Source organism: Pseudoduganella sp. GW821-FHT12E03 (assembly GCF_058807115.1).
This window is the reverse complement of sequence record NZ_JBXAQJ010000005.1, coordinates 149,981-163,800: the sequence shown is the minus strand read 5'-3', so window position 1 is coordinate 163,800 and position 13,820 is coordinate 149,981. Positions and strand designations below refer to the sequence as shown.

Genomic DNA, 13,820 nt, shown 5'->3' with positions numbered 1-13,820 from the left:
CCAGTATCTGCCCCTGCTATGCCGCTGTCAAAAAGATGTTATGCCGCACTGCAGCGAAACCGCACAAAGCGATGTCAGGATGCCATCGGACGGGCGTCCATCGGGCGGCCCATGTTGTCATAGCCGGTGGCCAGTTCGATCGCCTCCGGCGTAATGCCCAGCGTGGACAGCGCATCGGCCACGTCGTCCACTTCGGCATCGACATCGCAATCCGGATCGACCGGCTTGTCGCAGGCCGCCAGGCGGCCGCCATCGGCGCCATACAGCACCACGCGCAGCACGCTGTCGTTGCGGGCTTCGGCCGGGGCGATCACCACCCGGGCCGGCGCCGCGCCGCTGTCGAGCACCGCGCGCAGTTGCGCCAGCATTTCCAGCATCGCATGTTCAAGGCGGCCTTGTTCCAGTGCACCATGGAACAAGTCCTGGTACAGGAAGTTCAGCTGGACCGGGCGGTCTCCCGCCAGACAGCGCGCCACCACCGGCGCCACATCGACGGTCCACTGGCGGTAGCGTTCCAGGCGGGCGGCAAAATAGCCGTCCTGCGCCGCTTCGTCGGCGGGCACCGCGTAAAACGGATCATCGGCGCGCTTCAGGGCAAAGCCCAGCAGGAAACGCAATTCCACCGCGCTGTCGTCCGCGCCAAAGTCGTTTTTCGGCCAGCCGGCAATGCTGCGGTCCAGCGCCGGCGCGGCCGACACTTTCTTGTCCATCATGGCGCTGGCGGCTTCGCGCACCATCGCGTTCAGGTGGCCATAGCGGATACGGTTCAGTTCATCGAGCGTGTAGGCGTGGCGCACCAGCACCACGCGCGCTTTCGGCGCTTCCAGCCCGGCCTGCGTAAAGGACGCCAGCAAGGTATCGTAGGCGCCGTCATCGAGGAAGGCCTGGTCCTGCACCAGGCCGCCCGTGCTGTGCACGAAGACGGGAATCGCAAACGCATTGACTTCCATGTCGGGCGCGTTGTCGCGGCGCACGTGGATGGTGCCGGCGGCTTCTTCAACGGTTTCGCGCAGCAGGCGCCAGCCCGCGGCATCTTCGTCGCGCGCTTGCATCACGGCGGTGTACAGCAGCTCATCCTTTTGCTGTTGCACGTACTTGCGCACCAGGCGCACGAAGTCATTGTGCTTGCGGCGCAGCTCGGCGGCTTCGGTGTCGGCGTCTTCCTGTTCGGCCAGTTCCAGGGCCAGCGCGCACAGAGCGTCGCTTAGCACATCATCCTGGTCTTCTGCGGGCGTCGTGTTTTTGCGGGGAGCGGGGCGCTTCTTGTTTTGCATGGGCGCTTGTGAAATAAGTTCTTAGTGTTCGATATGGAAAGTGTCGTGCAATTCGTCCAGCAGGTCGGCGACTTCATCGTCATTCAGGCCGAGGTGGGTGCAAGCGTATTCGCCGCCTTTGTCCCATTCCAGCGAATCGGCGTAGCCGTGGTAGCGGCGGATGCCTTTTTCAGCGATGACCGACAGCGCCACCAGCGAGCGCACGGCGTCGTCGGTGGCGCTGTCTTCCATCACTTCGTAATCGTGATGGTGCAGGATGCCCCACGACACGTCGGGCGACAAGCCCCAGTTGCGCGCCAGCAGGCAGCCGATGGCCGCGTGGTTGGTGGAATGGCGGGCATCCTCAATGGCCGTGATTTTACCGACCGGGTCCAGTTGTGCCTGGGCATAGGTGGCGGCATAGTCGGGGAAGCGGTCCATCAGCAGCGGCACGCCGATATCGCAGAACAGGCCGAAGGTGTGGGCGATGTCGGGCGGCGCAATGCGCAGCTTGCGCGAGGCGAACACCACGGCCTGGGCGCGGCGCGCCGAAATGTCCCAGAATGCATTGAGCGCACTGTCATTGCCGCCGATGGCTTCGCGCGCCAGCAAGCCTGTCAGCAGGGCGGCGCAATGGTTGATGCCAAGGAAGTTGATGGCCTGCTCGACGGATTTCGCCTTGCGCGTGGCGCCGAAGAAGGGCGAGTTGGCCAGCTTCAGCAGCGCGCCCGACATGCCGACATCGCTGCCGATAATGCGGGCGATCTTGCGTGGCGACGGATCCGGCAGCGCCAGTTCCTGTTGCAAGTCCACCAGCAGGCTGGGCCGCGGCGGAATACGGATGGAGCGCAACAAGGCGTCTTCCACCGTCGTTTCAATTACCGGGGCTGGGGCTACTACTGTGGTCATGATGGCAAGCTGATGATGATTTCAATCTGGTCCGTTATGAGAACTATAGCCTACTACTGCCGTGGCTGCCGGACGTGCGAAGGGAGATTATCGCCCGATCCGCGTTACTGTAGTGCAAATTAAATTTGAAAATTCCTGTAAAAACGATGAAATTGACGTAATTGTGACAGGCAATGATGGCGCTTTGTTCACAAATTGTTTGGTAGGCTAGACACCATGACAGCACCCTGCATTCTTGCCAACATCGATTTTTCCCAGCCTGCAGCAAGCGTTGCGCCACAGTTGATCGGCGTGACGGTGCTGGTCCATGGCGTTGGCGGGCGTATCGTGGAAGTGGAAGCGTATGACCGCGACGATCCGGCGTCCCACACGTATAACGGGCCGACCGAACGCAATGGCGCGATGTTCGGGCCGCCGGGCCATGCCTACGTGTATTTATCGCACGGCATCCACTGGTGCCTGAACTTTGTCTGCATGGAAGCGGGGCATGGCGCCGGGGTGCTGATCCGTGCGCTGGAACCACTGCACGGGCTCGACGCGATGCGGGTGCGGCGCCGCCAGGACGATGACCGCATGCTGTGTTCCGGGCCGGGGAAGCTGTGCCAGGCGTTGGCCGTCACGCGCGCCTATAACGGCTTGTCGCTGGCGGCGCCGCCGTTCCAGCTGATTGCCCGCGACGCGGACGCGGAAGTGGTGACCGGCCCGCGCATCGGTATTTCCAAGGCTATCGGCGTGCCCTGGCGCTTTGGCGAAGCGGGATCAAAGTTCGTCAGCAGACCATTCAGGTGATGCAAAAAAATTACCTTGGCGTGCAATCCGTAGGGCGGCTTTGCCGCAGGCAAAGCCGCCATGCCAGCACGCTCACGCCGTCCTTACCTGCCGTTTCACGTTGCTACCCAAGCTGCGCATCGGACTCGCCATCGCCCGCCGCTCCCGTGCCGGCCGCGCTGACGCCACCGGCGCAGCAGCGTCCCCCGCCAGCTGGAACACCCCCACCGCCCGCGTTAAATTCACCGCCTGTTCCTGCAAACTGGCCGCCGCTGCCGCAGCCTGTTCCACCAGCGCCGCATTTTGCTGGGTCACGTCGTCGATCTGGCACACCGCATGATTGACTTCCTCGATACCCTGCGCCTGGTGGGAGCTGGCCTGGCTGATGTGCTCGATCACTTCATTGACCTGGCGCACCGAATCGACGATATCGCCCATGCTGGCGCCGGCCGCATTGACACACGCGGCGCCGCTGTCGATGGTGGCGACGGACGCGCCGATCAGGGTCTTGATTTCCTTCGCCGCGGCGGCGGAGCGCTGCGCCAGGGTCCGCACCTCGGACGCCACCACGGCAAAGCCCCGTCCCGCTTCACCGGCGCGCGCCGCTTCCACGGCGGCATTCAACGCGAGGATATTGGTCTGGAAGGCGATGCCGTCGATCACGCCGATGATTTCCACGATGCGGCGCGAACTGGCCCGGATCGATTCCATGCTGGCCACCGCCTGCGTGACGGAGACGCCGCCGCGTCCCGCCAGGCTGCTGGCGCGCGCCGCCAGTTCACACGCGGCGCGCGCGTGATCGGCATTGCTGCGCACGGCCTGGGTCAGGCTGTGGATGGCGCTGGCGGTTTCTTCCAGCGAGGCGGCCTGGCGTTCGGTGCGGTTCGATAAATCCATATTGCCGCTGGCGATTTCCCGCGACGCCGTGTCGATCGCGCTGACCGAATCGAGAATGGCGCGCACGGTGCCATTGAGCTTGTCCATGGTCTGGTCCAGCAGGCGGCCGGTTTCGGCAATTTCATCGCGGCCGGCGCCGGTCTTGCCCTGCACCAGCCGTCCCGCCGCCAGGCTGCGCACCACGTCGGCAATGCCGTGGATACCGCGCAGCATGGCGCGCCGCAGGAACAGGGTGACCAGCAGCGACAGCGCCGCCGACAGCAACACCATGCCCGCCATGGCCGCGCCCAGCATCTGGAATTCCTCCTGCGCCTGCGCTTGCGCCTGGGCGCTCAGCGCTTGCTCCAGTGCGGCCAGCTTGCCCAGTTCCCCGTTCAGCGTTTCAAACTGGCGCTCGGCCTTGGCCATGGAATTGGTGGCAATCGACTGGTCGACGGCCGCCATTTCCATGGTTTCCAGCACCGCCTTGCGGTACGACGCCAGCGCGCGCCCCGAGGCGTCGACGATGGCCAGTTCCGCCGGGTCGGCCACGGCCGCCAGTTGCGCCAGCTGTTGTTCAATCGCGCCATGGCCGCTGCGGATTTGCGCCGACAGGGCGTCGAGCCGCGCCTGCGCAAAGCTGCCGTTGATCCAGGCCAGCAACTGGTAAATGTGGGCGTGGGCATAGCGCGCTTCGCCGGTGATGGCCGCCGCCGCCTGCAGGCGCGCGGCGCGCACCTTCACCAGGTTTTCCATGGTGGCGTTTTGCCGTACCAGGCCGTAATACGCGCCGCCCGCCGTCGCCATCAGCAGCGCCACCGCCAGCGCAGGCGCCAGCAGCAGCTTGGGGGCGATCCGCAATTGGTTGAGCATGGCGGCCTCACTTTTTGTAGATGCCGGCTTCCAGCACCACATCCCCGACCCGCAGGATGTACGTGGTCTTCGGTTCGATCTTGCCTGTCACCGGATTCTTGTACATGTAGTCGACCCAGCCTTTGCCCTTGGCGGCCGCCAGTTCAATGATTTCGCGGCGGTACTTCTTGCCGCTGGCGTCCGGCACGTCCGTCAAATCCTTGCCGACGATCGAGGGGTTGATGGGGTGCGCCAGCACGATGCCGCTGTGCAAATCGCGCATGTCGACATACAGCGAGCCCTGCACGAAGTCCGGATCTTTGGCGGAAATCTTTTTCATCATTTCATCCTTGCCGTGCGCCTTGATATAAGCCGCGCCGCGCTCGGTCATGGCAATGGCGTCTTTCTCGGTGGGCTCGGCGGCGTAGGTATGGCAGGCAGCGAAGGACAGCAGGGTGGCAGTCAGCAAGCGGTTCATGGTGGGCTCCTGTGTGAATTGCGCAGAGGTAATGTACGCCGCATGCCTGTAGGAAAAATTGCGCTTCCGCAAGCACTGTGCATGCCGTGTGGAAATGTGCACAGCAACCAGTAACTACGATCAAGCATGGTGGGAATCTGTGAGAATTTCCATGTGGATATTGAGTTTTGGCAATTCGATATGGGAAGTGACGCCTACGATGAAATCCGGCACACCAACCAGGAGACCCCGCCATGCATACCGAACCCGCCAAATTCAAGCCCTATACCCGCCAGACCATTCGCCAGGCACGCCAGTGGGAATGGATCCCCGACGAGTTAAAAGAAGCCGTGCAAGTGGTGTCGCATGTGCTGCCGTTCCGCGTCAATGAATACGTGCTGGAGCAGCTGATTGACTGGAGCAACATCCCGGACGACCCGATTTACCGCCTGGTCTTCCCCCACCGCGACATGTTGCCCGGCCACGAATACACGCAGTTGCGCAACCTGGTGCTGGCGGACCAGCGCGATGAAGCGGCGATTGCGCAACTAGTGCACGGCATCCGCATGCGCATGAATCCCCATCCCGCCGGGCAGATGACGCACAACGTGCCGCGCGTGAATGACGCGCCGCTGAAAGGCTTGCAGCACAAGTACAAGGAAACCGTGCTGTTCTTCCCCAGTTCGGGCCAGACCTGCCACGCGTATTGCACGTTCTGCTTCCGCTGGCCGCAATTCGTCGGCATGGATGACATGAAGTTCGATGCGCGGGAAACCACGCAACTGGTGTCATACCTGCGCGCGCACCCCGATGTGACGGATGTGCTGATCACGGGCGGCGACCCGATGATCATGAATACCCGTTCGCTGGAAGAATTCATTGAACCGTTGCTGGCGCCGGAGCTGGCGCATATCCAGAACATCCGCATCGGCACCAAGTCGGTGTCGTACTGGCCGCAGCGCTTTGTCAGCGACCGCGATGCGGATGATTTGTTGCGGCTGTTCGAGCGGGTGGTTGCCAGTGGCAAGAACATGGCCATCATGGGCCATTACAACCACGCGGTGGAATTGCGGCAGGAAGTGGCGCAGCAGGCGGTCAAGCGCATCGTCGGCACCGGCGCCACCTTGCGCATGCAGGGCCCGCTGATCCGCCACATCAATGAAGACCCGCGCAGCTGGGCGGAATTGTGGACCACCGGGGTGCGCCTCGGGGCGATCCCGTATTACATGTTCGTCGAACGCGACACCGGGCCGCGCGACTATTTCCAGCTGCCGCTGGCGCGTGCGCACGAGATTTTCCGCCAGGCGTACCAGATGGTGTCGGGCCTGTCGCGCACGGTGCGCGGGCCATCGATGAGCGCTTTCCCCGGCAAGGTCGTGATCGATGGCGTGGCCACCATCGGCGGTGAAAAAGTGTTCGCGCTGCAGTTCCTGCAGGCGCGTAATCCGGATTGGGTGCGCCGGCCGTTCTATGCCAAGTTCGATCCGAACGCCACCTGGATGGACGACCTGGTGCCGGCGTTCGGCAAGGAGCGCTTCTTCTTTGAAGAAGATGAACCGATGCCGCGCAAGGTGATTCCACTGGCCGCTGTGCGCACCGAACCTGCGCATGCCGGCAGCCCATGCGGTCAGAGCCACGCCGCATGAGGAGCGCATCATGGATGACCACCATCACGGCGGCCCGGCCGCCGCCAAGGGGACCGCCTTGCCCATTGCCGGCGTCTGCGACTCTCCCTCGGACGCCGGCGGCACGGCAGTGACCACACCTGCCGCGCAACCGGCGCCGGCCTGCACGGCTGGCGGCACCGCCGGTCCGGCGGCGCTCCATGCTCCCGCGCCGCACTGGCTGCAATTCGGTGTGCCCGCGTTTATCGGCCGCGTGCGCCTCCCAGGCACCCTGTCTCCGGCCTCGATGTTTTGCCTGGTGTTCCTGCCCTTCGCACTGGGCCACTTCATGTCCAGCCTGCTGCGCAATGTGAATGCGATCCTGGCGCCGCAACTGGTCGATGCGCTGGGTTTGACGCCGGTGCAACTGGGTCTGCTGACCAGCGCGTACTTCTTCACGTTCGCCCTGGCGCAACTGCCGGTTGGCATGGCGCTGGACCGCTTTGGTCCCCGCCTGGTGCAGTTTTCCATGCTGTGGCTGGCCGTGCTGGGCGCGCTGGCGTTTGCCGGCAGCCGGGAATTCGGCCAGCTCGTGGTGGCGCGCGCGGTCATGGGCATTGGCCTGGCGGGTTGCTTCATGGCGGCGGTGAAAGCCGTGTCGACCTGGATCGCGCCCGCCAAATTACCGTCGGTGCAGGGCTACCTGATCGCCGTGGGCGGACTGGGCGCGGCCAGCGCCACCTTGCCGGTGCGGCTGGCCTTGCACTACATGGACTGGCGCTGGCTGTTCATCATGCTGGCCGCGGGCTGCGCCATCATCGCACTGCTGATCTGGCTGTTGACGCCGACACCGCCCGCCACGCAACCGAAACCGTTCAACCGGCGCATGTTTGCCGACATTTGCGCGCACCCGGTGTTCCGCTCCACCGCCACGCTGATGCTGCTGCCCCATGCCGTGTTTTTCGGCGTGCAGGGGTTGTGGATTGCACGCTGGCTGCACGATGTCGGCAGGTTTCCGCCACAGGCGATCGCCTGGCTGCTGTACCTGGGCATGGCGGCGGTGGTGCTGGGCGCGGTTGCCACCGGCATGATCACGGAGTGGGCGGCCAAGCGCAACATTGCGCCGCTGTCGGTGGCAGCCTCCGGCATCGCGCTGTTCGTGGTGGTGCAAGTCGGTTTCGTGCTGGACTGGCGGCCCGGTTATGCGCAACTGGCGGTGCTGTTCACCCTGACCGGCACCATCACGGGCATCGATTACGCCATCGTTGCGCAAGCAATGCCGCCGGCGCTGACGGGACGCGCATCGACCTGTCTGAACCTGTTCATTTTTCTCGCCGCATTTTGCGTGCAGGCCGGCTTCGGCCTGGTGGTGGGGCTGTGGCAGCCCGATGCCTTGCAGCGCTATCCCGCCATCGCTTACCAGGCCGCGTTTGGCGTGCTGGTGCTGCTGCAATTACCGGGGCTGCTGGTGTTCGCGTGGCGCCGCGCGGAACGACTCCGCAGCATCCGTTACAATGTTGTCCTTACGTTGAAGGATATGTATGAAACTGGTTCGTTACGGCCGTCCCGGCAAAGAAAAACCCGGCCTGATTGATGATGAAGGCAAACTGCGCGACCTGTCCGGTGTGATCGATGACATCGGTCCCGAGCAACTGTCGGACAAGGCGCTGCGCAAGCTGGCCAAGATCCCGCATGCAGACTTGCCACTGGTGCGCGGCAATCCCCGCTTTGGGGTGCCGGTAGCGAAGGTCGGCAAATTCATCGGCATTGGCCTGAACTATTACGACCACGCCGCGGAAATGGAATTGCCGATTCCAACCGAGCCGATCGTGTTCATGAAAGCGATCAGCTGCCTGTCCGGCGCGGACGATCCGGTCATGCTGCCCAAGGGTTCCAAGAAGACCGACTGGGAAGTGGAGCTGGGTGTCATCATCGGTACCCGCGCCCGCCACGTCAGCGTCAAGGACGCGGACCAGTACATCGCCGGCTATTGCGTGGTCAACGATATCTCCGAACGCGAATTCCAGTTCGAGCGCGGTTCGCAGTGGGACAAGGGTAAAGGCTGCGATACCTTTGGCCCGGTCGGCCCCTGGCTGGTGACGCGCGATGAAGTGTATTTCCCGGACAAGCTGGACCTGTACCTGGAACTGAACGGCAAGCGCATGCAGACCGGCAGCACGGACAACATGATTTTCTCTGTGCCGCAAATCATCAGTTACCTGTCGCAATTCATGACCCTGGAACCGGGCGATGTGATTGCCACCGGCACGCCTCCCGGCGTGGGCAATGGCCGCAAGCCGAAGCGCTTCCTGAAGAAAGGCGATTTGATGCGCCTCGGTATCGCCGGTCTCGGTGAACAGCAGCAGGACGTGATCGCGTTCCAGCAGTATTGATGCCGGGTTGATGTCGGGCGGCGTGCCGCCCGGCGATGTCACGCCGCGCGCTTGCCGCCGTACGCATACGCTGCCGCCCCCACGCTGGCCACTGCCCGGTCCAGCGCATCCTGCAGGCGTGACACGATTTCCGCCAGGTCCGCATCGGTGGTGATAAATGGCGGCGCCAGCAGGATATGGTCGCCCCGTTCGCCATCGATGGTTCCGCCCATCGGGTACACCATCAAGCCGCATGCCATGGCGTGCGTGCGCACGGCTTCGTGCAACTTCAGCGAGGGCGCAAACGGTTCCTTGGTCTCGCGGTCGCGCACCAGTTCCAGCGCCCACAGCAAACCCCGTCCCCGGATATCGCCCACGTGCGGGTGCTGGCTGAACACATCGCGCAGCATGCGGCGCAACGCCGCGCCGCGCACGGTGACGGCGCCCAATAAACAATCGCGCTGGATCACGCGCTGCACCGCCAGCGCGGCGGCTGCCGCCACCGGGTGGCCGACATAGGTATGGCCGTGCTGGAATACGCCGCTGCCATTGCGCAGCCGCTGCACGATGGGATCGCGCGCCACCACCGCGCCGATTGGCTGGTAGCCGGCGCCCAGGCCTTTGCCCAGCGCCACCAGGTCCGGCAATACATTCTCCTGTTCCACCGCATATAACGTACCGGTACGGCCCATGCCGCACATGACTTCATCGGCGATGAACAGGATGCCATACTTGTCGCACAGCTCCCGCACGCCTTTGAAATAACCCGGGGTGGCGGGGATCGCGCCGCCGGTCGCGCCCACCACCGGCTCGGCGCAAAAGCCGATCACGTTTTCCGGGCCGGCGGCCACGATAGCTGTTTCCAGTTCCGCGATCAGGCCGGCCGTGTAATCGGCCACGCTCTGGCCTTCGTCGCGGTCGCGGTATTCATAGCACGGCGATACGCGCGCCACGTCCATCAGCAGCGGCGCGTAGGGTTTGCGGCGGAATTCATTGCCGCCCAGCGCCAGCGCGCCCAGCGTATTGCCGTGATAGCTCTGGCGGCGCGCGATGAACAGGCGGCGCTGCGGCTGGCCGCATTCCACCACGTACTGCCGCGCCAGCTTAAGTGCGGTTTCCATGGCTTCCGATCCGCCCGACACCAGGTATACGTGATCGAGGTCGCCCGGCGCGTCATAGGCGATGCGGGCAGCCAGTTCTTCCGCCGCATCGGAGGTAAAGAAGGCCGTGTGCGCATAGGCCAGGCGGTCGATTTGCGCATGCATGGCGTCAATCACGTCGGGATGGCCATGTCCCAGCGACGACACGGCGGCGCCGCCGCTGGCGTCGAGGTAGGAGTTGCCTTTGCTGTCGCGGAGGAGGATGCCTTCGCCGCTGACGGCGACAGGCGGCGTGCGGCGCAGGCTGCGGTGGATGATGTGGCTCATTTTCGTCCCCTTGTTGTTAGTAGGAAATTCGGACGATAGCCCGGGCAATCTTGCCGTCTTTTGATTTTTCTCTAGCCGTATGCGAATATGGCCCGATGACTGAACGCCTCGCCCCCATTCCCCACGATCAACTGACGCCCATACAACAGCAGGCGGCCCAGGCCATCATCGATGGCCCGCGCGGCGCCCTGTATGGCCCCTTTGTGCCGCTGTTGCGCAGCCCGGAACTGATGGAGCACGCGCAGCGCCTGGGCGAGTATTTGCGCTACCGCAGCGCGATCGGGACACGGTTGTCGGAACTGGCGATCCTGGTCACGGCGCGCCACTGGAACCAGCAGGTCGAATGGGCGATTCACGCGCCGATCGCGGCGCAGGAGGGCATTAGTGCGGATGTGATCGAGGCGATTGCGCAGGGGCGCAGGCCGGAGGGCATGGCGGATGCCGAGGCGGCCATCGTTGATTTTTGTGCCGAACTGCAGCGCGACAAGCGCGTGTCGGATGCCACCTATGCCGTTGCGCTGGCGCAGTTTGGGGAGCAGGGCGTGGTGGACCTGATGGGACTGAACGGGTATTACACGTTCCTGGCCATGGTCATGAACGGGGCGCAGACAATGGCGCCACCATCACCGGCAGCGCCGCTGCCGGATTTGCCGGCCGGTTAACTTCCCACTGCGTGCTACAAGATCATCGGCGCCTTCTACTGGTTGTGCCGGATAATCTTATTGCATGACTTTCTTTAGCCAAGAACCAATGTCCCTGATTTCTTCCTGATTCAGCGTATGTTGCATCTGATACTGACGCCAATCGACATGGTAGCCCTGGGCTTGAAGCAAATCGCGGGATGTGGTTGCTCGCGTTAGCGGAATGATTTGGTCTTGCGTGCCGTGGGCAACGAAGATCGGCGTTTTCAGGCTTGCATCGCTGCGCTCCTTCTGGAGTGTGTCCTGCATGGGGACATAGCCTGACAGGCACATGATGCCTGCCAACTTTTCAGGATAGCGCAGGCCTGTATGCAAGGCGACTGCGCAGCCTTGCGAAAAGCCTGCCAGAATAATGCGGTTGGCAGGAATTCCTCGTTTCTTTTCCCGGGCAATTAGCGCTTCAATTTGCCCTTGGGCGGTCCGTAAGCTTTTCGGCTCTTCCTGCTTGTTCTTGTCCATGTCATACCAGGCGCGCATGACGTGGCCATTGTTGATCGTCGTAGGAATGGGATTCGCGTGAGGGAATACAAAGCGCACAGCGGGCTGTTCCGACAGGTCAAGCATCCCGGCGATGGGGACGAAGTCCTTACCATCGGCACCCATGCCGTGCATCCAGATAATCGCAACCGTTGGATTGGGGGCAGTCTGTATTTCGATGTTATCCAGCAAAACAGGCATGGATGTCCTTCAGGGAGTTACGCGAATACTTTTTTCAGCCACGCCGAAATGTGCTGGATTTCCTCGGCGCACGCCGAGTGCTGCATCGGATAGTCGTGCCACTCGATCTGGTAACCGAGCTGGGTCAGCAAGTCGCGCGAGGCGGTGGCGCGGCTGATCGGGATCACCGGGTCCATCGTGCCGTGCACCATGAAAATCGGCGTGTCCTGGTTGGCGGCGCTGCGTTCTTCCGCGACCTTGTCGGCCATTGGCACATAGCCGGACAGGCACATCAGGCCGGCCAGCTGTTCAGGATGGCGCAAGCCGGCTTGCAATGTCATGGCGCAACCTTGCGAAAAGCCGCCCAGCACGATGCGGTTGGCGGGAATGCCGCGCGCCTTTTCACGGGCGATCAGCGCTTCGACCAGGATTTGCGATTCGCGCAAGCCTTTTTCGTCTTCCTGGCGGCCCAGGTCGGTGTGCACGATGTCGTACCACGAGCGCATCACATAGCCGCCGTTGATGGTGACCGGCATCATGTTTGCATGCGGGAAGATAAAACGGATACCCGGCAAACCCGCCAGGTCCAGTTCATTGACGATCGGCGCCCAGCCTTCGCCGCTGTCGCCCAGGCCATGCATCCAGATCACGGCCAGTTCAGGGTTGGCCGAAGTGTTGATTTCAATCGCGTCTAAAACAGTCGTCATCTAAAACTTATCCTTGTTGCGGAGTGCTCGTTGGGCGGATCGCGGATTTCGGGCGGAAGGCCTTGCACACCGCCGGGTTGGTTTCCATGTACGGGCCGCCGATCAAATCCACGCAATACGGCACGGCGGCAAACACGCCACCGACCAGTTGCTTGCCGTCGGCGTCTTTGAGGCCTTCGAGGGTTTCCTTGATGGCTTTTGGCTGGCCGGGCAGGTTGATGATCAGTGCGGCGTGCTCTGGCGTCTCGCGGATCACCGCCACCTGGCGCGACAGGATCGCGGTCGGCACGAACGCCAGGCTGACCTGGCGCATCTGTTCGCCGAAGCCCGGCATTTCCTTGGTGGCGATCGCCAGGGTCGCTTCCGGCGTCACATCGCGGCGCGATGGCCCGGTGCCGCCGGTGGTCAGCACCAGGTGGCAGCGCGCGCTGTCCACCAGTTCCACCAGCGTCGCTTCGATTTGCGCACGCTCATCGGGAATCAAACGGGTTTCGATGCGGAACGGCGTGGTGAGGCAGGCTGCCAGCCAGTCCTGCAGCGCGGGAATGCCCTGGTCCTGGTAGACGCCGCCGCTGGCGCGGTCGGAAATCGACACTAAACCAACGACCAATTCCGGTTCCACCGCAGGCGACGAATTACTCGTCATCGCCTTCGCCTTCTGCTTCGCCGTCTTCGTCGCTTGCCGCCTTGGCGTTTTTCGCCGCCAGGTCTTTCAGGATCTGGAAGATTTCACGGTAAGCTTTCGGCGGCTTGCTTTCCGCCTGCTCTTTACGGGCATTGCGGATCAGCGCGCGCAAGTGCTGCACGTCCAGTTCCGGGTGCTCGGACAGCAGCACGGTCAGCGCGGTATCGTCGGCCAGCAGTTTGTCGCGGCGGCGTTCCAGCGCGTGCAGCGCGGCGGTATCGGCCTTCGATGCGCCGGTCCAGCCTGCGATGGTGCGGCGGATCACGGCGAGTTCGTCCTCGTCCAGCGAACGCATTTTCTTGCCAACGAATTGCAGCGCGCGGCGGCGGCCTTCGTGGTCCTTGATGTTCTGGGTCTCCAGGATGACGTCCTTGACATCGTCCGGCATCTGCATGCGCTTCACGCGGTCGCGTGGCGCATTGACCAGTTCCGTGCCCAGGTCTTGCAGCGCATCGGACTGGCGTTTGAGTTCGGTTTTAGACGGGCGTTCGTACTTTTCTTCGAATTCGGATGAATTGAAGCCGACGGCGCCCCGATTAGCATTTGGCATAA

At 63.1% G+C, this 13,820-nt stretch carries 14 protein-coding genes; 5 read left to right on the top strand and 9 right to left on the bottom strand.

What is annotated here, in order from left to right:
* Positions 1-74 precede the first annotated feature (74 nt).
* Positions 75-1,274 carry a hypothetical protein gene (locus AC1RRC_RS14265; protein ID WP_493056146.1) on the bottom strand — a complete coding sequence of 400 codons (1,200 nt, stop codon included), beginning with the start codon at positions 1,272-1,274 and terminating at the stop codon, positions 75-77.
* Between the two features lie 21 nt (positions 1,275-1,295).
* Complete coding sequence (locus AC1RRC_RS14260; protein ID WP_493056145.1) at positions 1,296-2,162, bottom strand: HDOD domain-containing protein; 867 nt, start codon at positions 2,160-2,162, stop codon at positions 1,296-1,298.
* A gap of 216 nt (positions 2,163-2,378) precedes the next feature.
* Between AC1RRC_RS14260 and AC1RRC_RS14255 the strand changes: the two genes are divergently transcribed.
* Entirely contained in the window at positions 2,379-2,951 is a 573-nt protein-coding gene (locus AC1RRC_RS14255; RefSeq protein ID WP_493056144.1) for a DNA-3-methyladenine glycosylase, read from the top strand.
* Positions 2,952-3,023: 72 nt separating this feature from the next.
* Here AC1RRC_RS14255 and AC1RRC_RS14250 read toward each other — a convergent pair whose 3' ends face one another.
* On the bottom strand, positions 3,024-4,679 hold the full coding sequence (locus AC1RRC_RS14250; protein WP_493056143.1) for a methyl-accepting chemotaxis protein: 1,656 nt from the start codon (positions 4,677-4,679) through the stop codon (positions 3,024-3,026).
* A gap of 7 nt (positions 4,680-4,686) precedes the next feature.
* Positions 4,687-5,136: a cache domain-containing protein gene (locus AC1RRC_RS14245; RefSeq protein WP_493056142.1), complete on the bottom strand. Its 450-nt coding sequence runs from the start codon at positions 5,134-5,136 to the stop codon at positions 4,687-4,689.
* Positions 5,137-5,369: 233 nt separating this feature from the next.
* Between AC1RRC_RS14245 and AC1RRC_RS14240 the strand changes: the two genes are divergently transcribed.
* Genes AC1RRC_RS14240 through AC1RRC_RS14230 form a run of 3 tightly spaced genes read left to right on the top strand, consistent with a single transcriptional unit; the run spans position 5,370 to position 9,112 of the window.
* The gene (locus tag AC1RRC_RS14240; RefSeq protein WP_493056141.1) at positions 5,370-6,761 is read left to right on the top strand and encodes a KamA family radical SAM protein; all 1,392 of its coding nucleotides are present in this window, start codon (positions 5,370-5,372) and stop codon (positions 6,759-6,761) included.
* A gap of 10 nt (positions 6,762-6,771) precedes the next feature.
* On the top strand, positions 6,772-8,313 hold the full coding sequence (locus AC1RRC_RS14235; RefSeq protein WP_493056140.1) for an MFS transporter: 1,542 nt from the start codon (positions 6,772-6,774) through the stop codon (positions 8,311-8,313).
* Positions 8,261-9,112: a fumarylacetoacetate hydrolase family protein gene (locus tag AC1RRC_RS14230; protein ID WP_493056139.1), complete on the top strand. Its 852-nt coding sequence runs from the start codon at positions 8,261-8,263 to the stop codon at positions 9,110-9,112. Before AC1RRC_RS14235 ends, AC1RRC_RS14230 begins: the two co-directional genes overlap by 53 nt.
* A 38-nt stretch (positions 9,113-9,150) precedes the next feature.
* On the opposite strand, the gene AC1RRC_RS14225 is transcribed toward AC1RRC_RS14230, so the two are convergent.
* Positions 9,151-10,518, bottom strand: a complete 1,368-nt coding sequence (locus AC1RRC_RS14225; RefSeq protein ID WP_493056138.1) for an aspartate aminotransferase family protein — start codon at positions 10,516-10,518, stop codon at positions 9,151-9,153.
* A gap of 95 nt (positions 10,519-10,613) precedes the next feature.
* On the opposite strand from AC1RRC_RS14225, the gene AC1RRC_RS14220 reads away from it, so the two are divergent.
* Complete coding sequence (locus AC1RRC_RS14220; RefSeq protein ID WP_493056137.1) at positions 10,614-11,180, top strand: carboxymuconolactone decarboxylase family protein; 567 nt, start codon at positions 10,614-10,616, stop codon at positions 11,178-11,180.
* A 57-nt stretch (positions 11,181-11,237) separates the two neighbouring features.
* Here AC1RRC_RS14220 and AC1RRC_RS14215 read toward each other — a convergent pair whose 3' ends face one another.
* From AC1RRC_RS14215 to yjgA, 4 genes are read right to left on the bottom strand one after another with little or no spacing between them, the layout of a single operon-like run.
* Positions 11,238-11,897, bottom strand: a complete 660-nt coding sequence (locus AC1RRC_RS14215; protein ID WP_493056136.1) for an alpha/beta hydrolase — start codon at positions 11,895-11,897, stop codon at positions 11,238-11,240.
* A gap of 17 nt (positions 11,898-11,914) precedes the next feature.
* Positions 11,915-12,583: an alpha/beta hydrolase gene (locus AC1RRC_RS14210; RefSeq protein WP_493056135.1), complete on the bottom strand. Its 669-nt coding sequence runs from the start codon at positions 12,581-12,583 to the stop codon at positions 11,915-11,917.
* A gap of 7 nt (positions 12,584-12,590) precedes the next feature.
* The gene (gene mog, locus AC1RRC_RS14205; protein ID WP_493056134.1) at positions 12,591-13,229 is read right to left on the bottom strand and encodes a molybdopterin adenylyltransferase; all 639 of its coding nucleotides are present in this window, start codon (positions 13,227-13,229) and stop codon (positions 12,591-12,593) included.
* Positions 13,219-13,818 carry a ribosome biogenesis factor YjgA gene (gene yjgA, locus AC1RRC_RS14200; protein WP_493056133.1) on the bottom strand — a complete coding sequence of 200 codons (600 nt, stop codon included), beginning with the start codon at positions 13,816-13,818 and terminating at the stop codon, positions 13,219-13,221. Before yjgA ends, mog begins: the two co-directional genes overlap by 11 nt.
* Between the last annotated feature and the right edge of the window lie 2 nt (positions 13,819-13,820).